This window comes from Natronorubrum texcoconense (assembly GCF_900100335.1).
In the GTDB taxonomy this organism is placed as follows: Archaea; Halobacteriota; Halobacteria; order Halobacteriales; family Natrialbaceae; genus Natronorubrum; species Natronorubrum texcoconense.
This window is the reverse complement of sequence record NZ_FNFE01000003.1, coordinates 428338-448698: the sequence shown is the minus strand read 5'-3', so window position 1 is coordinate 448698 and position 20361 is coordinate 428338. Positions and strand designations below refer to the sequence as shown.

General features: G+C 67.0%; 16 protein-coding genes. 8 read left to right on the top strand and 8 right to left on the bottom strand.

All coding sequences use genetic code 11. From position 1 onward, the window contains the following. Window positions 1-27 precede the first annotated feature (27 nt). Window positions 28-897, bottom strand: a complete 870-nt coding sequence (locus BLT08_RS12730; RefSeq protein WP_090307608.1) for a DMT family transporter — start codon at window positions 895-897, stop codon at window positions 28-30. A 146-nt stretch (window positions 898-1043) separates the two neighbouring features. Here BLT08_RS12730 and BLT08_RS12725 point away from each other — a divergent pair, with 146 nt between their 5' ends. Then, a complete protein-coding gene (locus BLT08_RS12725) occupies window positions 1044-1949 on the top strand; it encodes a DMT family transporter (RefSeq protein ID WP_090307604.1) in 906 nt (301 codons plus the stop codon). A 19-nt stretch (window positions 1950-1968) separates the two neighbouring features. Here the strand turns inward: BLT08_RS12725 and BLT08_RS12720 are convergent, their stop codons facing one another. Then, complete coding sequence (locus tag BLT08_RS12720; protein WP_245724210.1) at window positions 1969-2184, bottom strand: DeoR family transcriptional regulator; 216 nt, start codon at window positions 2182-2184, stop codon at window positions 1969-1971. 290 nt (window positions 2185-2474) lie between these two features. Here BLT08_RS12720 and BLT08_RS12715 point away from each other — a divergent pair, with 290 nt between their 5' ends. Then, window positions 2475-3170, top strand: a complete 696-nt coding sequence (locus tag BLT08_RS12715; RefSeq protein ID WP_175529304.1) for a TlpA family protein disulfide reductase — start codon at window positions 2475-2477, stop codon at window positions 3168-3170. Here the strand turns inward: BLT08_RS12715 and BLT08_RS12710 are convergent. From BLT08_RS12710 to BLT08_RS12700, 3 genes are all read right to left on the bottom strand, one after another. Then, entirely contained in the window at window positions 3167-3781 is a 615-nt protein-coding gene (locus BLT08_RS12710) for a class I SAM-dependent methyltransferase (protein WP_090307592.1), read from the bottom strand. The two genes, BLT08_RS12715 and BLT08_RS12710, sit on opposite strands and share 4 nt — an antisense overlap. A gap of 129 nt (window positions 3782-3910) precedes the next feature. Continuing rightward, window positions 3911-8260: an outer membrane protein assembly factor BamB family protein gene (locus tag BLT08_RS12705; RefSeq protein ID WP_090307589.1), complete on the bottom strand. Its 4350-nt coding sequence runs from the start codon at window positions 8258-8260 to the stop codon at window positions 3911-3913. A 210-nt stretch (window positions 8261-8470) separates the two neighbouring features. Then, complete coding sequence (locus tag BLT08_RS12700) at window positions 8471-10966, bottom strand: DNA topoisomerase I (RefSeq protein ID WP_090307585.1); 2496 nt, start codon at window positions 10964-10966, stop codon at window positions 8471-8473. Between the two features lie 412 nt (window positions 10967-11378). Between BLT08_RS12700 and BLT08_RS12690 the strand changes: the two genes are divergently transcribed. Together BLT08_RS12690 and BLT08_RS12685 are read left to right on the top strand one after the other, a co-directional pair. Beyond that, window positions 11379-12821, top strand: a complete 1443-nt coding sequence (locus BLT08_RS12690; protein WP_090307582.1) for an MATE family efflux transporter — start codon at window positions 11379-11381, stop codon at window positions 12819-12821. Between the two features lie 219 nt (window positions 12822-13040). Beyond that, window positions 13041-14210, top strand: a complete 1170-nt coding sequence (locus BLT08_RS12685) for a zinc-dependent alcohol dehydrogenase (protein WP_090307578.1) — start codon at window positions 13041-13043, stop codon at window positions 14208-14210. 28 nt (window positions 14211-14238) lie between these two features. On the opposite strand, the gene BLT08_RS12680 is transcribed toward BLT08_RS12685, so the two are convergent. After that, window positions 14239-15879 (bottom strand): flippase, encoded by a 1641-nt coding sequence (locus BLT08_RS12680; protein ID WP_090307574.1) that lies wholly within the window; start codon window positions 15877-15879, stop codon window positions 14239-14241. A 106-nt stretch (window positions 15880-15985) separates the two neighbouring features. After that, a complete protein-coding gene (locus tag BLT08_RS12675; RefSeq protein WP_090307570.1) occupies window positions 15986-16375 on the bottom strand; it encodes an FxLYD domain-containing protein in 390 nt (129 codons plus the stop codon). 331 nt (window positions 16376-16706) lie between these two features. Between BLT08_RS12675 and BLT08_RS12665 the strand changes: the two genes are divergently transcribed. Then, a complete protein-coding gene (locus BLT08_RS12665) occupies window positions 16707-17636 on the top strand; it encodes a sulfide-dependent adenosine diphosphate thiazole synthase (RefSeq protein WP_090307563.1) in 930 nt (309 codons plus the stop codon). 39 nt (window positions 17637-17675) lie between these two features. On the opposite strand, the gene BLT08_RS12660 is transcribed toward BLT08_RS12665, so the two are convergent. Continuing rightward, window positions 17676-17972 (bottom strand): hypothetical protein, encoded by a 297-nt coding sequence (locus tag BLT08_RS12660; protein WP_090307560.1) that lies wholly within the window; start codon window positions 17970-17972, stop codon window positions 17676-17678. 142 nt (window positions 17973-18114) lie between these two features. Here BLT08_RS12660 and BLT08_RS12655 point away from each other — a divergent pair, with 142 nt between their 5' ends. The 3 genes from BLT08_RS12655 (at window position 18115) to BLT08_RS12645 (ending at window position 20353) form a co-directional block, all read left to right on the top strand. Then, window positions 18115-19005, top strand: coding sequence for an NAD-dependent epimerase/dehydratase family protein (locus tag BLT08_RS12655; protein WP_090307555.1), 891 nt, complete (start codon window positions 18115-18117; stop codon window positions 19003-19005). 77 nt (window positions 19006-19082) lie between these two features. After that, window positions 19083-19844, top strand: coding sequence for a DUF7001 family protein (locus BLT08_RS12650; RefSeq protein ID WP_090307552.1), 762 nt, complete (start codon window positions 19083-19085; stop codon window positions 19842-19844). A 98-nt stretch (window positions 19845-19942) separates the two neighbouring features. Beyond that, window positions 19943-20353, top strand: a complete 411-nt coding sequence (locus tag BLT08_RS12645; RefSeq protein WP_090307549.1) for an acyl-CoA thioesterase — start codon at window positions 19943-19945, stop codon at window positions 20351-20353. Window positions 20354-20361 lie beyond the last annotated feature (8 nt).

Here is a 20361-nt window from a genome sequence, read left to right as displayed (position 1 = left end):
GACGACCCACGAGAATCTGTTCTGCACTCACGTTCGGCGGTGAATCAGGAGGACGCCGACGATGACGAGTCCGCCGCCGAGAACCGTCGCAATCGTTACCGACTCGCTGAGTATCACCGCGCCCAGGACGACGGCGACGGCCGGTTCGGCGGTGCTGACGATGCCCGCTCTGCTCGCGCCGAGCCGCGGCAGGCCGGTGTACAGCAGGAGAATCGGTACCGCAGTCGAGAGTATCGACAGCGCGGCCAGTACGCCCCAGGCCGTCGTCTCGGTTGCTGCCGGCACTGCGAACGCGTCCATCGCGAGACCGATGGCGAGGAAGGCGATGCCGGCCGCGGGCAGAACGTGTGCCGTCAGCAGCTCCGGATCGACCGACTCGAGGACGCGCTCGCTCCCGATCACGTAGCCGGCGTAGCTCACGGCACCGGCGAAGACGATGAGGACGCCTCGCGGATCGGCGCCGGTCGGATCCGCGCCGACGATGAGCGCGACGCCGCCGAGCGAGAGACAGAGCGCCGCGACGAGCGTGCGGCTGATGCGGTTCGGGTTCGTGGCTATCGTCACGACGACGATGATCGCGGGATACGTATAGAGGACGATGGCGACCAATCCGGCGGTCAGATACTCGAGCCCCCAGAAGTAGAAGCCGCTCATCGCGCCGAAGCCGGCGACGCCGAGGACGATCGCGTAGACGAACGTTCGCCCGGGGAGGGGACGGAGCCGGCCCCGAACCGCGAGCAGCAGCCAGAGGACGACGGCCGCGATGGCGAACCGGAACACGAGGACGGTCGGGATCGAGAGACCGATATCGCTCGCGAGCGTGCCGAAGATCCCGGTGGCCCCGAACCCGACGGCAGATGCGAGTACGTACGCGGTGCCGACCGTCCGCTCGTCCATACGAAAACTCCCGCGGTCGGGCCTATAGCAGCGGCGATCCGGACCCGCCGTCTCCCGCTCGAAACGCGGTGACTCGAGGTCGGTCGGAAACCTTCGAACCGCCCCGTTTCGGAAGGCGTTTGAGATTCCGCTGAGTGTCACGAACCGTGCGCAGTTCCGATCTCGAGGTGACGCCGGTCGTCGCGCTGGCCTTCGCGGTGTTCGCGGCGAGCACCAGCGCCATCCTGGTGCGCTGGAGTACGGCCCCGAGTTCGGTCGCGGCCTTCTACCGAGTGCTGTTCACGACGGCGCTGATCGCCCCGATCGCCCTGCTTCGCTACCGCGAGGAGTTCGGTCGGCTCTCGAGTCGCGACCTCGGCTTCGCGATCCTCGCGGGGGTCGCCCTCGCGATCCACTTCGCGGCGTGGTTCGAGAGTTTGAACCACACGAGCGTCGCGGCGAGCGTGACCATCGTCCAGAGCCAGCCCATCTTCGTCGCGCTGGGGGCAGCACTCGTTCTCGGGGAGCGAATCAGCCGCGAGACCGTCCTGGGGATCACCGTCGCCATCGTCGGCGCGGCCGTCATGTCGTTCGGCGACGCCGGACAGGCACCGGTCTCCGACGCGACGCTCTACGGGAACTCCCTCGCGCTGCTCGGGGCGGTCACCGTCGCGGGCTACGTGCTCGCCGGGCGGTCGATCCGCCAGCGCGTCTCGCTGTTTCCCTACGTCACCGTCGTCTACACGGCCTGTGCGCTCACGCTGTGTCTGCTCGTCGGCGCGCAGGGCCACGACTTCCTCGCGTATCCGCCGCGGGAGTGGCTGCTCTTTCTCGGCATGGCCGTCGGACCCGGCGTCTTCGGACACACCGTCATCAACTGGGTGTTGAAACACCTCGAGTCGGTCGTGGTGAGCGTCGCCTGGCTGGGCGAACCCGTCGGAGCGACGCTGCTCGCGCTGGTGTTGCTCGCGGAGGTTCCCGACGCGGTGACCGTGGTCGGCGGACTGGTCGTCCTCGCGGGAATCTACGTGACGACGATCGAACGAGAGCGGCGACAGCGGCCGGAGTCCTGATCGCCGGACCGGACTGTCGCTACTCAGAAAGCGTCTCGAGGTGTCGCTCGCCGGTGTCCGTAATCGTGTACACGCCGCCCGAAATCTGGCGAATGTGACCGTCGGACTGCAGTTCGTGACACTCCTTGCTTACCGTCACCGGATGGACGTCGAGTGCGTCCGCAAGCGACGTCGTTTCGACCGCCCCGCGCTCGTCGAGGACCCGGAGGAGCACTCGACTCGAGCAGTTGGTCATCGTATAACCATCTACTAGGCGAAAATATGCATAGTTGTTTCGGTACCGTATCCGATTGAGAGAAACTCAGGGTTGTCTGTGATAATCGGCGCTCGAAGCGGGTGTCACCCGAACACCGCTACACGGGGACCGTCAGCAGCTCAGCGAGTCGGTCGAGACCGTCGATTCTTTGGTACCAGCGTTCGCAAACGAACTATGGTGGGACACCGCGGGCGCCGGAGCGGGCTCGAGTACGCTGCCCGATTCGAGCGCACGACGAAATCGGATCCTGACGGCAAACGGTGGTCGCGATGAGACGGCGAGCGTTCGTGATCGTCGGAGCGGGGGCCGTTTCGATCGCCTGCGCGGGCTGTCTCGACGACGGGAACGACGCTGCCGACGAAAGCGAGACCGAAACGACCGACGACTCGCCGCCGTTCGAGATCCAGACCCTCGACGCACCCGGCAGCGAGGCGGGAACCATTACGATTCCGCGGGCGGGGCAGGTCATGCTGATCAACTTTACCCGGACGGATTGCCCGACCAGCCGTGGGCTGTTGCCCGCGATCGACGACGCGAGGGCGGAACTCGAGGCGGCCGAGACCGACGTCGAGGTTGTGTCCCTCTTCGACGACTCCTCGGGCCCGTCGAACTCGCCGGCGGAGTTAGCCGACTGGTGGGACGAACACGACGGGAACTGGACTGTCGGTATCGACGAACGCGGCGTGCTCAACGACTACTACGACGTTCGGAGTTTCCCGACCCTGGTCGCCATCGACGGCGACGGTGAAGTCCACTGGCGCAACGAGGGCGGCACGACGGCGTCGAATATCGTCTCCGGCGTCGAGAGAACGCTCGAGGCACAGGCGTCGGCGGCGGGTGACGAAGAGACGAACGGCGACGACAACGAGGGGACGGACGACGAATCGATGGATAATGGGGCGGAAGACGGCGACGAGGAACCAGCGAACGACGGCGAAGGGGCGGCAGACGAGTCTCAGGACTAGTCGCGCGCCGGAAGCTTCGGGTACGACTGAGTACCACCGCTGGAGTTCCGAGCCACGAGCGTCGCGACCGCGGCGATACCACCCGAGACTGGCCGCCGTCGCTCCTCGTAGGAGAGGATCGTCAGATCGAGACACGCCCGGAGGAGGTCGTTCGACCGGTACTGAAACCGCTCGCTCGAGGGCCCGACCTCGACCGCGTCGCTCGAGCGCAGGTGGTGTTCGTAGACGAGGACGCCGCCGGGCGCCAGCGCCTCCTTGAGCGCGGGCAGGTGTTCGAGCGCCGCGAAGAAGCTCACGGTAATCACGTCGTAGGCGTCGGTCTCGAGGTCGATATCGGACAGATCCGCTCTGATCCAGTTCACCTCGAGGTCGCGTTCCTCGGCGCGGGCCCGTGCGTCCTCGAGCGCCACGTCGGAGATGTCGACGGCGTCGACGTCGTAGTCGTTGGCGGCGAGAAATCGTGCGTTCCGCCCGGTACCGGTCGCCACGTCGAGTGCACGCCCGTCGGGCAGGGTCGCGAGCCGTCGCTCGAGTTCGGGGATGGGGGTATCGGGCAGGCTCCACTCGACGCGATTGTACTTCTCGTTCCACCGCTCGCGCTCGTCGCTCATGGCCGTCACAACGGGCGGGCGCCACTTGGTCGTTCAGTTCCTCCCGGCGCCGTGAACGAACGAGCGTTTCGCGTTCGAGAAACGCCAGAAAACGTGTGTCGTCGGGATCGTGCGCCGGCGCTCGAGTCGCTACCGATCCCCGCTGCCGAGTCGCGTGAACAGCCCGGAGATTGAGTCCGTCAGCGACGCGTTCGAGTCGCCGATCGTCGTGATCCCGGCTTCGCCGACGGCGCACAGTCGACCGCTAGCGACGGCGAGCGACGAGACGGGACCTTCACACCGGTGGCCCCACAGTCGGGAGCCGTCGGCGGTCCCCAGCGCGGTGAGGCTCTCGTTCTCCGTGCCCAGATAGACGGCGCCGTCGATCACGGCGAGATCGGTGGTGGTCCGTCCGACGGGGACGCGCCAGCGTTCGGTTCCCGTCGCCGCGTCGACGGCGTAGACGCTGGCGTCCGAACTGGCGACGTAGGCCGTTCCGTCCGCGACGGCGGGCGACGCCTCGATCCGACCGCCGGTGTCGAACCGACACTCGGGTGAGCCGTCGGTACTCGAGAGCGCCACCAGGGTCTCGCCGCAGGCCACGTACACCCGCCCGTCGGCGACGGCCGGCGGCGTCCCGATGGCGGCCTCGAGGCTCGTCTCCCAGCGGGGGCTCCCGTCGGCGGCCGCGACCGCGAACAGCCGATCGTCGGCGGCGACGTACACCGTTCCGTCCGCAACCGTTGGCCCTACGATCACTCCGCGGTCGGTTTCGATCTCGGCCTCGAGATCGACGGTCCAGACGAGCTGGCCGGTTTCGGCGTCGATCGCGTGGAGTTCGTCGCTGCCGACGTACAGCACCCCGTCGACGGCGATCGGTGCGGTTCGGACGCGACCGTCGGTCTGGTAGCGCCAGGCGCGCTCGCCGGTTTCGGCGTCGAGCGCGTAGACGGCGCCGTCGTCGCTGCCGACGTACACCGTCCCGTCGACGGCTGCGGGCTCGGTTCTGATCGGACCGCCTGCCTCGAACCGCCAGTGTTCGTGGCCATCTTCGATCGCCAGCGCGCTCACGCTTCCGTCGTCGCGTCCGACGACGACCGTCTCGCCGACGAGTGCCGGCGCGCTCTCGATGTCGACGCCGTCGTCGCAGTCGACGCGCCACCGTTCGCTCGCTCGACGGTCGAGCGCCTCACCGGCGACGTGGCCGGTACGCATCGGCCCCCCGCGGACCATCGGCCAGTCGGATTCGCCGACCTCGTCGTCCGCGTCAGTGTCCGTGTCACGTTCCCGTACGCTCTCGAGACGCGTCGTCGCGCTCGACGACGCCTCCGAAACGCTCGGCACGGGATCGTCGCCGAGCGCGTCGATCGCGGATAGAGGGTCGGTGTCCTCGAGCGCTGCGAGCGTCCGAACGGCACGGGCTCGAACGCGGCCGTCGGGATCGGCGAGCGACCGACGAAGGTGTGTGAGGTGGTCCGTGCCGGCATCCTCGAGTTCGGGTCCGGCGTCGGCTTCGGCGCACGCGGCGAGCGCGGCCGCCGCGGTCGCCCGGACGTCGCCGTCGGGATCGGAGAGCGCGTCGACCAGCGCCGGGAACGCCTCCTCGAATCCCGCCGGATCGTCGGTCGCCATCGTCTCGAGGACGCGGCCGGCGGTAATTCGGACGACCGGATTCTCGGTCTCGAGTCCGTCGGCGATCTTCGCGACGCCGGTCGGCCGGAGGCTGTCGGACTCGTCGGCCAGAGCGGAGAGTGCGAGCAGCGCGAGCCCCGCCGCCCAGGGATCGCCGTCCAGTCGCCGCCCCATTCCGGAGAGCTGCTTGTTGATGCCGTCGGTGTGGGTCGGCGTCTCGCCGCCGGTCGCGAGCGAGGCGGCGTCGAGCAGTCGGTCGTCGACGTGCTCGAGCGCCGATCCCAGCGTCTCCCCGTCGTCGTGGTCGGTGATCGCGAGCGTGCCGAGCGCGAGCGCGGCGTAGCCGCGAATCGCCTCGTCCTCGCCGGGCCGCGTCGTCCCGTTCGACCCGTCGTCCTCGGCGCCGGTTTCGAGCAGTACCTGCAATCGATCCCGCTCGTCGACGACGTCATCTGGCGTCGTCGCGGCCAGTCGGGCGATTTCCCCGGCGATCGCGCGTCGGTCCCCGTCGCTCTCGAGTCGGTCGAGCAGGAGTCCCGTCACGGGGTTGCCGTCGCCGGCTTCGACGACCGTCGTCAGCAGGGACAGGAGCGCCCGTCGCTCGCGGCCCTCGGCCGCGTCGAATCGCTCCAGCAGCGGCGTGGCAGCGTCCCCGAGGAGTTCCGGCTCGCTCCGGGCGACGTCCGCGAGTGCGTCGGTGACGGCGGCCGCCCGCTCGTCGCCCGCCGCGAGGACCTCGAGGACGGCGTCGGTCGGCGTCGGCTCGGTGTCGACGTCAGCCGAGAGCGTCGTCTCGAGCGCGGACAGCGCGGCGGTGCGAACGGCCGGCGTCGGATCGACCAGCACCTCGCCGAGCGCGTCGATCACGGCCGCGGTCTCCTCGCCGGAGTCCGGACCGAGGGTCGCGAGCGCTTCGCAAGCGGCTACGCGAACCCGTTCCTCGTCTGCGGTCGTCGCCTCGATCGCGAGCGCGAGCGACGGCCGATAATCGCCCGTCCCGTCGGAAACGATGGTCGCGAGCACGTTCCTCACAGTCGCCGCGATCGTTCGATCGTCGTCGTCGAGCGCGCCGAACAGCGACACCAGCACGTCGGCCTCGCGGACGTCGGCGGGATAGCGCTCCGCGAGTCGGCCGAGCGCGATCGCGGCGTTGTTCCTGACCGTCGCGTCGCCGTCGCTCAATCGGTCGCCGAGTGCGGGGAAGGCGACGCGAGCGTCGTCCGGCTCCTCGGCCGCGACGGTGACGAGATCGCGCGTTGCGGCCCGGCGAACCGGCGTCGCGTCGTCCTCGAGCCGTCGGCACAGCGACCGGATCGCCGGGTGGGCGTCGGCCACCTGCGCGCTGGCTACCTCAGCGAGTGCGCGGGCCGCGTAGCCTCGGACCCACTCGTCGCCGTCCTCGAGTCGATCGACCAGCGCGGGGATGTCGGGGTCGTCGTCGGCCTCGCGCGTCGAGGAGCCGATCGGATGGTCCGAGGCCCGCTGTGCCTCGCCGGCCTCGAGCGCGATGGGGCTCAGGGCGTCGGCCGCGCGGTGGCGAACCGGTTCGTGCGGATCGTCGAGTCGATCGGCGAGGTCGGGGACGACCGGCCGGACCGCACCGGGCGCGGCTTCGGAGACGGCCGCGATGGCGCGAGCGGCGTCGAGACGGACGAGTTCGTCTTCGTCGTCGAGCACGCCGGCAACGTCGGTTACCACGGGTTCGACGGCGGTCGGACGAGCCTCCGCGACGGCCGCGATGGCCGCGACGCCGTGCGTTCGGATCTCCGGCGTCCCCTCCTCTAGCCAGTCGGCCAGCGGCGCGACGGCGTCGGTGACCGCGGCCGGTCGCTTCGACGCGACGGCCGACAGCGCTCCGGCCGCGTCAGTTCGGACGTCCTCCCGGGTATCCTCGAGGCGTTCGACGAGTTCCGAGACGGCTGGAACAGCGTCTGTGGGGTCGTTCTCCGCGACGTCACGGAGCGCCCGGATGCTCTCGGTACGAACCTCGGAGACGTCGTCGAGCCTGTGCGCGAGCGGTTCGACGGCGTCGCCCACTGCGCCGGGGCGCTCCGCGGCGACGGCGGCGATGGCGACCGCGGCGTCGGTTCGGATCCCCACCCGCGGGTCCGCGAGCCTGTCGGCGAGCGGATCGACCTCGGCTGCGACCGCGACCGGCGCCTCGAGGGCGATTGCTCGGAGCGCGCGCGCCGCGTTCGCTCTGATTGATTCGTCGTCGTCCAGACGGTCGACGAGCGGCGTGATCGTCTCGAGGACGTCACCGGGACTGTCCGTCGCGACCGCGGCGAGGATCGCCGTCGCGTTCTCGCGGACGGCAGGTGTCTCGTCGTCGGTCGCCCCGGCTACGTCGTCGACGACCGCCGCGGCCGTTTCGGGGTCGGCGTCGGCGATCGCGGCGAGGGCGTCCGTCGCTCGGACGCGAACGCGTTCGTTCTCGTCGGTCACGTAGGCGCCGAGTGCATCGGTCGAGTCGGTGACGATCCGCGACTCGTCGGCAGCGACGGCGGCCAGCGCGTCGGCCGCGTCCGCTCGGATCGCCGTCGAGCCCTCGAGTCGATCGGTCAGCGCCGGTACCGAGTCCCGGATCGCCGCTGGGTGGGTCGCGGCGAGGGCCGACAGCGCCGCGGTCGCGTGTGATCTGATCGCCGGTTCGTCCTCGAGGCGATCGGTCAGCGCCTCGACGGCCGAGCGAACCTCGTCCGGCCGCTCGGTGGCCTCGTTCGCCAGCGTCTTGGCGGCGTACTCCCTCACTTCGGGATCGTCGGCCGTCAGAAACGCCTCGAGCTGCGTGATTCCGACGGTGACTTCGATACTGTCGCCCTGGTCGTCCAACTGAAGATCGGTCGGCGTCGTGTCGTTCCCTGTCATGTATCCAACCCGTAATCACGACGCGCGTGAGAGCCACACGTCGCCGCGCAGATAGTTGTGCATACGAACACACCAAGTTAATTCTATCTCCGAGTGACCGGTTTGTAATCGAACACGATCTCGGCGATAGCGGGACCGGTAGCGCCGCTCAGGGCGAAATCGATCGGGCGGGTCGGCCGTCCCGAAGCAGAACGAATCGCCGCGAGCGTCTCAGGCTTTCGCCTGCCAGGACCGGACGCGTTCGGCGCTGATGCCGTCGACGTCCGCAGCAATGGTGTCGGGATCGGCATCCGTCAGGTCGTCGAGGCTCTCGATGCCCGCGTCGGCGAGTTTCTCGACCGTCTTCGCGCCGACGCCCTCGAGGGCCTCGAGATCCGAGCCGGTCTCGCTCTCGCGGGCCTGGAACTCCTGGTAGTTACAGATCGGACAGCCGAGTTCCCACGGCTCGTCGCCGCTGTGGATGACGAGTTCGGGGAGGTCGTGTTCCTCGCAGTGCTCGTCGGTAACCTCGATGTCGCCCCGTCGGGGCAGCGGCAGCGAGTACTCGCAGTCCGGATAGCGCGTACAGCCGACGAGTCTCGAGCCGCTCTGGAGGGTCTTGATGGCGAGTTCCCCATCATGTTCGTCACCGCAGTCCGGGCAGACGCCCAACACCGGACCCTCCCCGGCGTCCTCGGCCTTACAGAGCGGGCAGCCGTGAACGAACGTCTGGCGTCCGGCGAGCATCTTGACCTCGTTCAGGCCGTGGTCCTCGCACTCGTCTTCCATGATCAGCGGCTTGCCGGTCGACGGCAGCGGCAGCGTGTTCTCGCAGTCGGGGTAGCCGTCGCAGCCGACGAAGTACGAGCCGTGGCGGCTGCGCCGGACCAGCAGATCCTCGCCGCAGTCGGGACACGGACCTAGGCGCTTGTCGTCCTTGAGCGACTTCCGAAGCTGGTCGCCGATCTCCTCGCGCGACTCGGCGAGACTCGCGAAGATATCCTCGAGCATCTCCCGGGAGTCGTCTGTAACGTCTTGGAGCGTCGCTTCGCCGGAGGCGATGGCGTCCATGTCTCGCTCCAGTTGCGCGGTCATCTCCTCGCTGACGACCCGGTCGGCGTAATCTTCGGCCGCGTCGACGACGGCCATCGCGAGCCGCGTCGGTCGCGGCGGATCGCTCTCGATGTAGCCCCGGTCGTAGAGCTTCTCGAGGGTGTTGTGTCGGGTCGACTTCGTCCCGATCCCCAGGTCTTCCATCGTCTCGATGAGCCGCGACTGGCCGTATCGACGGGGCGGCTGGGTCTCTTTCTCCTCGAGTTCGACTTCCGAGAGGTCGAGTTCCTCGCCCTCGTCGACGCCGGGGACGAAGTTCTCGGTGCTGTTGAAGTAGGGATAGACGTCGTGGTAGCCCGCTTCGACGAGGCGCTTGCCGTTGGACTTGAGCCGGTAGTCGTCGACCTCGGTGACGACCTTGAGATGTTCCCAGATGGCCGCCTCGGCGACCGTCGCGTAGAACCGGCGCACGACGAGTTCGTACACCTCCCACTCGTCGTCGCTCACGTCGCCGCCCCGGGAGGGGATCTCGCCCGTCGGGTGGATCGGGGGGTGGTCGGTCGTCTCCTCGTCGCCTTCGGTGGGGACGATATCGTCGTCCGACTCGAGCAGACTCTCGGCGCTCTCACCCAGCGTCGGGTGGCCGACGAAGTCGTCGAGCAGTTCCTCGGGATCGAGGTCGTCGGGGTAGACGGTGTTGTCGGTCCGCGGGTAGGTGATGTAACCCGCCGTGTAGAGATCCTCGGCGATCGACATCGCTCGTTTCGCCGAGTAGCCGATCGCGCTCGCCGCACGGATGAACTGGGTCGTGTTAAAGGGCGCCGGCGGCGTGTCGGTCCGCGTTCGGCGGTTGACGTCGACGACCGTCGCGCTGTCGCGCTCGGCGAGAATCTCGTAGACCTCGCTCGCGGCAGCCTCCTCCCAAACGCGTTCGGCCTCGTTGTCGTCCTCGTCGCGGTAGAAGTACTGCGCGTCGAACGGTGTCGTTTCGCCCTCGCGCTTCTGGAGATCGGCGAACAGCTCCCAGTACGTCTCGGGATCGAACGCCTCGATCTCGCGTTCGCGGTCGACGATCAGCTTGAGCGTCGGCGACTGCACGCGACCGACGGAGATGAAGTCGTTTCCGAGTTGGCCCGCCGAAAGGGAGAGGAATCGCGTCAGCGCAGCCCCCCAGATGAGGTCGATGATCTGGCGGGCTTCGCCGGCCGCCGCGAGGTCGAAGTCGAGGTCGTCCGGTTCGTCGAACGCGCTCTGGACCTCGTTTTCGGTGATCGATGAGAACCGAACGCGTCGGATCGGAACCTCGTCGTCGACGTCGCGAACGATGTCGTAGGCCTCCTTGCCGATCAACTCGCCCTCGCGGTCGTAGTCCGTCGCGATCGTCACGCGAGTGGCCTTCCGCGAGAGGATCCGCAGCGTCGCGACGATGTTCTCCTTCGTCGCCGTCTTCTCGACCGAGGCGTCGATGAGTTCGACCGGTTCGACGTCTCTCCAGTCCGAGTATTCGGCGGGGAAGTCGACGCCGACGACGTGGCCGGACAGCCCCACGCAGCGCTTGCCGCCCCACTCGTAGACGTTGACGCCCTTCTCGCGACTCGAGTCGTACGTGCCGCCGGAGAGGATGTCGGCGATCCGTCGCGCGGCGTTGTCCTTCTCCGTGATGATCAGTTCCACGACGGCTCACCTCCGCGAGCGGTCGGTGCCAGCCGGTGCGGGCGAGTGGTCTGCATTGTCGGCCGGTACGACTGAGGATCTGATAACGCTTTCGCCGAAAACCCGCCGACAGCGCGGGTGTGCGTGCGCTGGGCGAGCGAGCGCGCTCGCAGCGGGGCGCGTGTGCGCGAGGACCCCGCGTCGAATCCGACACCGCGTCAACCACGGCGAAGCCGACACCGTGTCGGCCATGGTGAAGCCGACATCGCGTCGAAGTCGCAACCGTACCGACCGTCGCGTGGACGACGGAAGCGCTCGAACATCGCGGAGTCGGCAACCGACCCCGCGAGCCGAGCCCTTTTGACGGCCCCGCGAGAGGGACGAACGAAACGAGACCGTGGCAGAAACGGATTCACAACGCAAGCGCGTCGATATGACGACGGGGGCGATTCCCCCGAAGCTGTTGCACCTCGCGTGGCCCCTGGTCCTCGGCAACCTGCTCCAGACGTTCTACAACCTCGCGGACATGTTCTGGGTCGGCCGCGTCAGCAGCGAGTCCGTGGCCGCCGTTTCGCTCATGTTCCCGCTCTCGTGGATGTTCGTCTCGACGGCGATGGGAATCACCGCGGCGACCATCGCCCTGGTCTCCCAGTACGTCGGCGCCGACGACGACCGGATGGCCGACAAGGTGGTCGGCCAGACGATCCTGCTCACGCTGGCCGTCTCGAGCGTCCTCGCGGCCGTCGGACTCTACTTCCGACGTCCCCTGCTAACCCTGATCGGTGCCCGCGATCAGGTGTTCGTCGAGGCGCTCGCCTACATCGAAGTAATCTTCCTCGCGTTACCGCTGACCTTCCTCTTCTTCGCGTTCCGATCGTCGCTGCAGGGCGCCGGCGACACGAAGACGGCGATGTGGCTGGTGTTCATCTCCGCCGGGATCAACGTCGTCCTCGACCCCTTCTTCATCCTCGGCTGGGGGCCGTTCCCCGAGATGGGGACCCGCGGGGCCGCCGTCGCGACGTTCATCGCTCGCGCATTCGCCACCGTCGCCGGGATCTACATCCTGCTCGACGGCCGCTTCGGGGTTCGGCTCCGACTCGAGGACCTCACCCCCAACGTGGCCATCCTGAAACAGTTGGTCGACATCGGCTACCCGTCGACGATCGACGGCTGGGCGCGCAGTTTCGCGTCTGTCGCGATGGCCGGATTCGTCGCCCGATTCGGGGCGAACCCGACGGCGGCTTACGGGATCGGCGTCCGCCTGATGTCGGTCACGTGGGCCGTCTCGGGGGCCGTCGGCAACGCGACGGCGACCGGCGTCGGCCAGAATCTGGGTGCCAAAACGCCGGACCGCGCGGCGGCCGTCGCGCGAACGGCGACCGCGGGGACGATGGTGCTGATCGCCGCCGTCGCGGCCGTGCTGATCGCCTTCCCCGCTCAGGCCATGCGTATCTTCGTCGCCGATCCCGACGTGATCGCCGAGGGCGTCGTCTTCCTACGGATCATGGCCCCCTTCTGGGCGCTCTTCGCCGGTGTGATGGTGATTCAGGGGGCGTTCCGCGGCGCCGGAAACACGCGAGAGGCGATGGTGCTTTCGTTCCTCTCGCGGTGGATCTTCCGGGTTCCCGTCGCGCTCGTGCTCGCGTTCGCCTGGACGGTGACGGTGCCGATAGTCGGCCTCGAGATCGGCGGCCTCGAGTGGGGCATCGAGGGGATCTGGTGGGCCTACTCGTTCGGGATGGTCGCCTCGTTCGTCGTCGCCGTCGGCTGGTTCCGGCTGGGAACGTGGACGGAGGGGGTCATCGGTGATGAACAGGAGACGGCCGACGGGATGGACGGGCCTCGGGATCGGTCCTCGAGCGGGGATGCCTCGTAGGCAACCGGACCCGTCGTGGGTCGGTCTCGCTCGTTGCAGAGGCAGGTGACAGCTTTACTCGGCGTTTGACTGTCCGTTGCAACGGTTACACATGATGGACACGCTCGCAGTACGATCGTCGCCGCACTCCGTACGCCGGAGCAGCAACACCGCTCCGCGAAGGGGGACCGTTCGAAACCAGCCGACGGGGAACCGAATCGTAGAACGGAGGCGGAACCGATGAGAGCCCTCACCTGGCACGGCGAGCAGGACGTCCGCGTCGACGAGGTTCCTCGACCCGAGATCGCCAACCCGACGGACGCGATCATCGAGATTACGGCGACCGCCATCTGTGGCTCCGACCTTCACCTCTACAACGGGATCATGCCCGGCATGCGAGAGGGCGACGTGCTCGGCCACGAGCCGATGGGGAAGGTCGTCGAGGTCGGCGAGGCGGTCGAGACGCTCGAGGTCGGCGACCGGGTCGTGGTCCCCTTCACGATCAGCTGCGGCTCCTGTTGGTTCTGCGGGGAGGACATGTACTCGCTGTGCGACAATACGAACCCGAACGCCGAACTCATCCGCAAGGAGATGGGCCACTCGCCGGCCGGCCTGTTCGGCTTCTCGCACATGCTCGGCGGCTACGCCGGCGGACAGGCGGAGTACCTGCGAGTCCCTCACGCCGACGTCGGGCCGATCACGGTCGATTCCGACCTCCCCGACGAGCAAGTGCTCTTTCTCTCGGACATCTTCCCGACGGGGTACATGGCCGCCGAGAACGCGGAGATCGAGGACGGTGACACCGTCGCCGTCTGGGGTTGTGGCCCGGTCGGCCAGTTCGCCATCCAGAGCGCGTGGATGTTCGGCGCGAACCAGGTGGTCGCGATCGACCGCGTGTCCGAACGGCTGGACATGGCGAGCAGCCACGGCGACGCGGAGACCATAAATTTCGAGCACGAGGACGTCTACGACCGATTGATGGAGATGACCGGGGGCCGCGGTCCGGACCGGTGTATCGACGCCGTCGGAACGGAGGCTCACGGCACTGGTGTCGGCAGCGTTTCGGACCGGTTGAAACAGGGCGTCGGACTCGAGGACGACCGTCCGTACGTCCTCCGAGAGGCGATCAAGGCCTGCCGAAAGGGGGGCACGCTCTCGATCCCCGGCGTCTACACCGGGGACGTCGACGGGATCCCGTTCGGCTCGCTGATGAACAAGGCGCTGACGGTGAAGACCGGTCAGACGCACGTCCAGCGCTACCTCGATCCGCTTATGGAGAAGATCGAGGAGGGCGAGATCGATCCTTCCTTCGTCGTGACCCACCAGGCGTCGCTCGAGGACGGGCCGGAGCTCTACGAGACGTTCAACGACAAGGAGGACGACTGCATCAAGGTGATGTTGACTCCCTGAGACGGGTGTTTCGCCGCTCGAGGGCCGACTATCGACTCGGAATCCACTTTCTGAGCGTCGGGCTGAACTCGGCGGCCATCTGGGCGTCCGCGTCGGTGAAGGCGTCCGTCGCGATCAGCGTGAGTAGGTAGGTGCCGACGACCACGATGGGGAGCAGGGCGACGATGATCGCGTCCGACTCGAGGAAGTAAACGATCGGCGCGCCGGCGATAGCCGCGGGAACGCCGGCGCCGACGACTTTGGCGAAGTCCCGGGTAAAGGGGTGGATGCCGTCGAAGTAGTAGATTTCGACGAGGGTCAGACAGCCCACGAGAAAGAGCGCGGCCGCCGACCCGATCGCCGCCCCTTCGATCCCGATGAAGGGCACGAGCGTGAACGAGACGAGGAAGTTCGTGCCGAAGAGCACGAGGGTGTTACCGAAGACGACCCGCGAGTAGCCCAGACCCTGCAGCAGCGAGCCGTCGGGACCGCCGAAGGTGACGTTGAAGAGGAACGCAGCGGCGAGCAGCGCGACGATGGTGTTCGCTTCGGCGTACTGGGGCGTGTACAGCACGGCGAGGTACGAACTCGCACCGAGCGAGAGGAAGATAGCGACGGGGAGCGTAATTGCAGCGATCCAGCGGGCCATGATCCGAAACCGCTCCTCGACCAGATCGATGTCGTCCCGCGTCTCGGCGATCAGCGGCTTGAACACGGGCGACAGCGAGTTGAAGATGATCATCAGTCCCGAGCCGAGCATGTAGCCGACGCGGTAGATGCCGACGTCGTCGGAATCGAGGAAGAAGCCGAGGACGAAGTAGTCGACGTGGCCCATCAGGACGAAGACGACGCTGGTCATCGCCAGCGGGACGGAGTACTTGACGAGCGGCGCCGGCGCGACGAGTTCGATCTCGGCCGTCAGGAGCCCCCAGGCCTTGTAGACGAAGACGGCCGCGCCGATCGTGATCGCGACGAACAGGCCGACGACGTAGCCGGCGATGAGGCCGAGCAGCCCGTAGCCGACGAGCAAGAGCCCCGCGGTGACGACGAAGCGGACGATCGGCCGCACGATATCGCGCATGATGACGCGGTACTGGAGCTTCTTGATGCTGTAGTAGGAGGTCAACAGCACGTTGTAGATCGCGAGCATCGGGATCGTCACCGAGAGCAGGAGGAGCCCGATCCCCATCGCCGGCTCCTGGAAGAGGTCGGCGATGTACGTGGCGCTGAGGGCGAGAGCGAAGGCGACCAGCGAGGACGTGATCAGCACGGTCGCGGTCACCTGAACGATCACGCCTTTGGCCTTCCCGTGCTCGTCGTCGTCCAAATACTGCGGCACGAAGTAGTCGATCGCCAGCGGGAGACCGAGGTTCGCGAACACCTGCATGAACAGGATGACCGACGTCGCCAGCACGAACAGTCCGTAGACGGAGGGGCTGACGAACCGGGTCATCAGCATAACGATCGCGAAGCCAAGCGCGCCGTTGATGAGGTTGCCGACGAACGTGATGCTCCCCTGTTTCGCGAGCGTCGAGATCCCCTCGTCGCGGTCCGAGTTCGGGTCGCTCTCCGACTCGGTGTCGGCGTCCGGGCCGAGACCGAGTCCACCGTCCGAGCCCTCATCGGGATCGACACCGTCGTCGCGGCCGGGATCGGAATCGCGGTCGGAACCCGAGTCACCGTCGGTCATAGCACGGCTCCCCTCCGTCCGGTCGTCGCGGCCTCGGCTACCGACGGTTCACTCGACCGCTTCTCAAGCGAGTGCGTTCGATGCAGCCACTCCATGCGCGGTACCATCAGACCCCCGTTGCCGGCTCGAGTTCGTACGTCGTGACCGCCGCTGCGTCCTCGCCGAATCTGGGAAACTCGATCTCGAACGGCCACTCCTCCCCCGAGGAGACGTCGGCATCGACGTTCTCGATGACGGTCTCGAGTTCTTCTCCCTCCTCGTCGAAGAACGTCGCCCGGACCTCGAGGTACGAGAGCGTTCGGTCGCCGACGTTCCTGACCGCTCCCCAGACGACTACCCGCTCGTCGTCGGTCCCCGGATCGTCGCGAACGAGGTCGTGCCAGACGATCTCGACGTCGCCGGGCTCGGTAATATCCTCGCCACTGTCCTCGAGAAACTCGAGACAGCCCGACAGCGGCACGAGAGCGGCACACGCGAGAAACGCACGACGGTCCATCGCTACTGCGTATGTGGTGGCGGGGCTTCAGCGTTCTGGAGCCCCGATATCGGGTGACTCGGGTCGCAGTCGGTGATCGTTCTCGAGTGCCACCGTCGTTCGGGGTCAGCTTTCGAGCTGACAGTAGTGTCGAACGTGTCGTCGGTGTCGAGCGTACCGTCGCCGATCGACCCGGGTATTTCGGCCGTACCGCTGGTATCGTTTCGTCTTTCCGTACAGATTCCGTGCCTCACGAAAGATCGTGATCCGAACGGTTCAACCGCTGAGAGTTTCGTTCTCGACCGGGCAGTCCCGACAGACTTTTCACCACCAACTGTTACCACCTAGTTGTATGAGCGAATTCGAACAGTTCAGTCAAGTCGGCGAAGCGGACGTAACGCGTGCAATCGGTCAGGAGTGGACCGAGGAGTTCATGGACTTCTCGGATTCGGACGTGATTATCGTCGGCGGCGGCCCGTCGGGGCTGACGGCCGCGAAGGAACTCGCAGAACGCGGCGTGAAGGTGATGGTCGTCGAGAAGAACAACTACCTCGGCGGCGGCTTCTGGCTCGGCGGCTTCCTGATGAACAAGGTCACCGTTCGGGACCCCGCCCAGCAGGTGCTCGACGAACTCGACGTCTCCTACAAGCAGTCACAGGACAGCGAGGGACTCTACGTCGCCAACGGGCCCGAGGCCTGTTCCGGGCTCATCAAGGCCGCCTGCGACGCCGGCGCGAAGATGCAGAACATGACCGAGTTCACGGACATCGTCATCCGCGAGGATCACAAGGTGTCCGGTATCGTCATGAACTGGACGCCGGTCCACGCGCTGCCCCGCGAGATCACCTGCGTCGACCCCATCGCGGTCGAAGCGGACCTCGTCATCGACGCGACGGGCCACGACGCGATGGCGATCAAGAAACTCGACGAGCGCGGCGTCTTGGACGCCCCCGGCATCGCCGACGCCGAGGCCAACGCGACGGGAATGGACCAGACCGGCGACGACAGCTACGGCGCACCCGGCCACGACTCGCCCGGCCACGACTCGATGTGGGTCGGCAAGTCCGAGGACGCCGTCGTCGAACACACCGGGCTCGTCCACGAAGGGCTCATCGCCACCGGGATGGCCACCGCGACGACCTACGGCCTCCCGCGCATGGGCCCGACCTTCGGTGCCATGCTCGTCTCCGGCAAGCGTGCCGCCCAGGTGGCACTCGACGAACTCGAGGTCGACGCCGAACCCGTCCAACTCACCAGCCGCGCTGCGCCCGCCGACGACTGATCGGCCCTCGACGCCGTTCCCGCATTTTTTGCGCTCGACTCAGAACCGGCCAGTCTCGTCCGTCCGGTCGGTAGCCGTAGAATCGTCGGCTAACGGCTCCTCACAGTAGTCACAGACGCCGTCGACCGTCGTGCGAGCGCCACACGACGGACAGTTTGTTTTGGACGGCTGGGAGGACGACGTCTCGGAACTCGCGACCGCGTGCAGCAGTTCGAACTCGACGTGAATACGGAGCAAGAACAGCACGCCAACCGCGGCTAGTACCGCGGCCGTCACCAGGGATTCGGCGGTGCTGGAGGTGACGAGAAGCACGGTTTCGTGCGTCGAGATTGTCACGTGTGTCCTGTCTATTTGTCGAACTGTCTCGTAACTCTTCGGATCCAGTGATCGCTCGAGACGGTCGATCGATCGTTCCCGGCGTTGGCGTCGGCACACCGAAATCCACACCGTTTTCGCAACTCGCGAGCACCAGTTCCGCATGAAACTCGTCGTCACCGGCGCGACCGGCGCTGCGGGGAGCTGGATCGTCGATCACTTCGCGGACGCCGGCCACGAGGTGACCGGGATCGACCTCGAGCGCCCGTCGCGCGAGCGCGAAAACGCAACCTTCCTCGAGGCGGACCTCACCGAACAGGGACAGGCGCTTGAGGCGATCCTCGACCCCGAACCGGACGCGGTGATCCACTTTGCGGGAATTCCGCGCATGGGAATCACGACCGGCACCGAGACGTTCCTGACGAACGTCTCGAGCGCCTACCACGTCTTCGAGGCCGCGGGGCGGGCCGGTGCAGACGTGATCTGGGCCTCGAGCGAGAGCCTCTACGGAATGCCCTTCGCCCAGCAGCCGTTCCTGCCGGACTATCTGCCGATCGACGAGACCCACCCACAGCGGCCGGAAGACGGCTACGGCGCGTCGAAACTCGTCGGCGAGGAACTCGCGGCGAAGACGGTTCGCAAGTACGGTATTTCGGTCGCTTCGATCCGGCCGACGTGGATCCAGTACCCCGGCGAGTACCGAGCGATCGACGAGTGGACGCCGTTCGATCCCGAGACGGCCGACCGGAGCGGCTGTTTCTGGTCGTACGTCGACGTCCGCGACGTGGTCTCGATCGTCGACGCCGCGCTCGAGGCCGAGATCGACGGCCACGAGCCGTATCTGGCTGCTGCGCCCGACAACGGCCTCGGCCGGCCGACCGCGGACGCCATCGAGACTGTCTTCGACGGTCTGCCCGAGGACTGCGATCTCGAGAGCGAGCAGTCGGCGTTCTCGACGGCGAAAGCACGTCGGGAACTGGGCTGGAAGCCGGCACACTCCTGGCGCGAGGCCCGAAACGAGACGGTTGACGGACCTGCGTTTCTGGACCCCTAGACCTCTCTCGAGGCGGACACACGAACGACCGATCCGCGACCGCAAGCGTTTCACGCAGTGGTACAACTAAGTCATATATGGTCGACAACGTCATCCTCTATCGCGCCCCTTCGACGGTCGCCGACGTGGACGAGGTCGGGGACTGGCTCGAGGCTCGAATCGACGCCGCCGTGACGGTTCGCGACCGATTTCTCGACGTCCATCGAACCGAAACCCTCGCCGAACGATTCGCCGAGGCGCGGGTCAGTTCACCCTACGAGCGCGACACCGGCAACACGATGCTGGGGATCGTCCGGTACGAGGAACGCGCCCTCGAGAACCCCGAACGCGAGGGCGGCGTGCTTTACGACGGCCTGCAGGTTCAGCGGGCGCTGAACAGCGCGTTACTGGCCGCCGAACGAGGCCTCGAGACGCTCCACGTGCCGATTCTGGATCGGGCGATCGGCACCTGGGGCGACCACGACGGCCGCTGGCACAAGCGCGTGAACGTCCTCGGGCAACCCGCGCTGGTCTCGGTGCCCGGACTCTACGAGGCCCCCGCGAAGCCCGACGCGTACTACAAGGAACAGCAACGTCACGCCCTCCTGTCAGGGGATACCCCGCCGCGAGAGGTGCTCGAGAATCAGGTCGAAGGCGAGTTCCTGATCGAGGACGACCCGCGGACGACCGACGCGCTCTGTGGCTACGTTCTGCAGGCGTACCACTACCTCGAGACGGGCGAATCGTTCTGCGAGCGGGAGACGTGTCGACTCTACAACGCCCACTACCACGAGGAACTGATCGACGCCCAGTTGCGTGATCCGCAGTTTTGTACGGCCCACGCGAGACTGTACGAGTAGGGAGCAGTACCGGCCGACAGTCACTCCCATTCCGCACGACTGCGGACCGGTTGCCAGAACCACAGCCCTCTTTTGTCTCAGTCGGCTACGAACACGCAATGAACAACCCGTTTACCGTTTCGGTCCCCGTCCGGTACCGCGATCTCGATCCGCTGAATCACGTCAACCACGCCGTCTACGCGAGCTATCTGGAGATCGCACGCACCGACTATCTCGAGGAGGTCGTCGGCATCGCCGCTGAAAACATCTCCTTCGTCATCGCGAACCTCGAGATCGACTACCGACGGCCGGTCGTCATGGGCGACGATCCCACCGTCTCGCTTCGGGTCGCCCGACTGGGCGACTCGAGTTGTACTATGGAGTACGAGATTCGCGTCGACGACGACGTGGCCGCGACGGCCGAGACGACGTTGGTCCACATCGATCCCGACTCGAAGCGGCCGTCCCCGCTCCCCGACGAGATTCGTGAGCCGATCGAGGCGTACGAGGGGCTCGAGGCGCCGGCGTAGTCTCCGAA

Excerpts from the sequence above, each read along its gene's own strand:
- BLT08_RS12730 (WP_090307608.1), bottom strand. The coding sequence starts at position 897 with ATGGACGAGCGGACGGTCGGCACCGCGTACGTACTCGCATCTGCCGTC.
- BLT08_RS12720 (WP_245724210.1), bottom strand. The coding sequence starts at position 2,184 with ATGACCAACTGCTCGAGTCGAGTGCTCCTCCGGGTCCTCGACGAGCGC.
- BLT08_RS12715 (WP_175529304.1), top strand. The coding sequence starts at position 2,475 with ATGAGACGGCGAGCGTTCGTGATCGTCGGAGCGGGGGCCGTTTCGATC.
- BLT08_RS12710 (WP_090307592.1), bottom strand. The coding sequence starts at position 3,781 with ATGAGCGACGAGCGCGAGCGGTGGAACGAGAAGTACAATCGCGTCGAG.
- BLT08_RS12705 (WP_090307589.1), bottom strand. The coding sequence starts at position 8,260 with ATGACAGGGAACGACACGACGCCGACCGATCTTCAGTTGGACGACCAG.
- BLT08_RS12690 (WP_090307582.1), top strand. The coding sequence starts at position 11,379 with ATGACGACGGGGGCGATTCCCCCGAAGCTGTTGCACCTCGCGTGGCCC.
- BLT08_RS12685 (WP_090307578.1), top strand. The coding sequence starts at position 13,041 with ATGAGAGCCCTCACCTGGCACGGCGAGCAGGACGTCCGCGTCGACGAG.
- BLT08_RS12680 (WP_090307574.1), bottom strand. The coding sequence starts at position 15,879 with ATGACCGACGGTGACTCGGGTTCCGACCGCGATTCCGATCCCGGCCGC.
- BLT08_RS12675 (WP_090307570.1), bottom strand. The coding sequence starts at position 16,375 with ATGGACCGTCGTGCGTTTCTCGCGTGTGCCGCTCTCGTGCCGCTGTCG.
- BLT08_RS12665 (WP_090307563.1), top strand. The coding sequence starts at position 16,707 with ATGAGCGAATTCGAACAGTTCAGTCAAGTCGGCGAAGCGGACGTAACG.
- BLT08_RS12655 (WP_090307555.1), top strand. The coding sequence starts at position 18,115 with ATGAAACTCGTCGTCACCGGCGCGACCGGCGCTGCGGGGAGCTGGATC.
- BLT08_RS12650 (WP_090307552.1), top strand. The coding sequence starts at position 19,083 with ATGGTCGACAACGTCATCCTCTATCGCGCCCCTTCGACGGTCGCCGAC.
- BLT08_RS12645 (WP_090307549.1), top strand. The coding sequence starts at position 19,943 with ATGAACAACCCGTTTACCGTTTCGGTCCCCGTCCGGTACCGCGATCTC.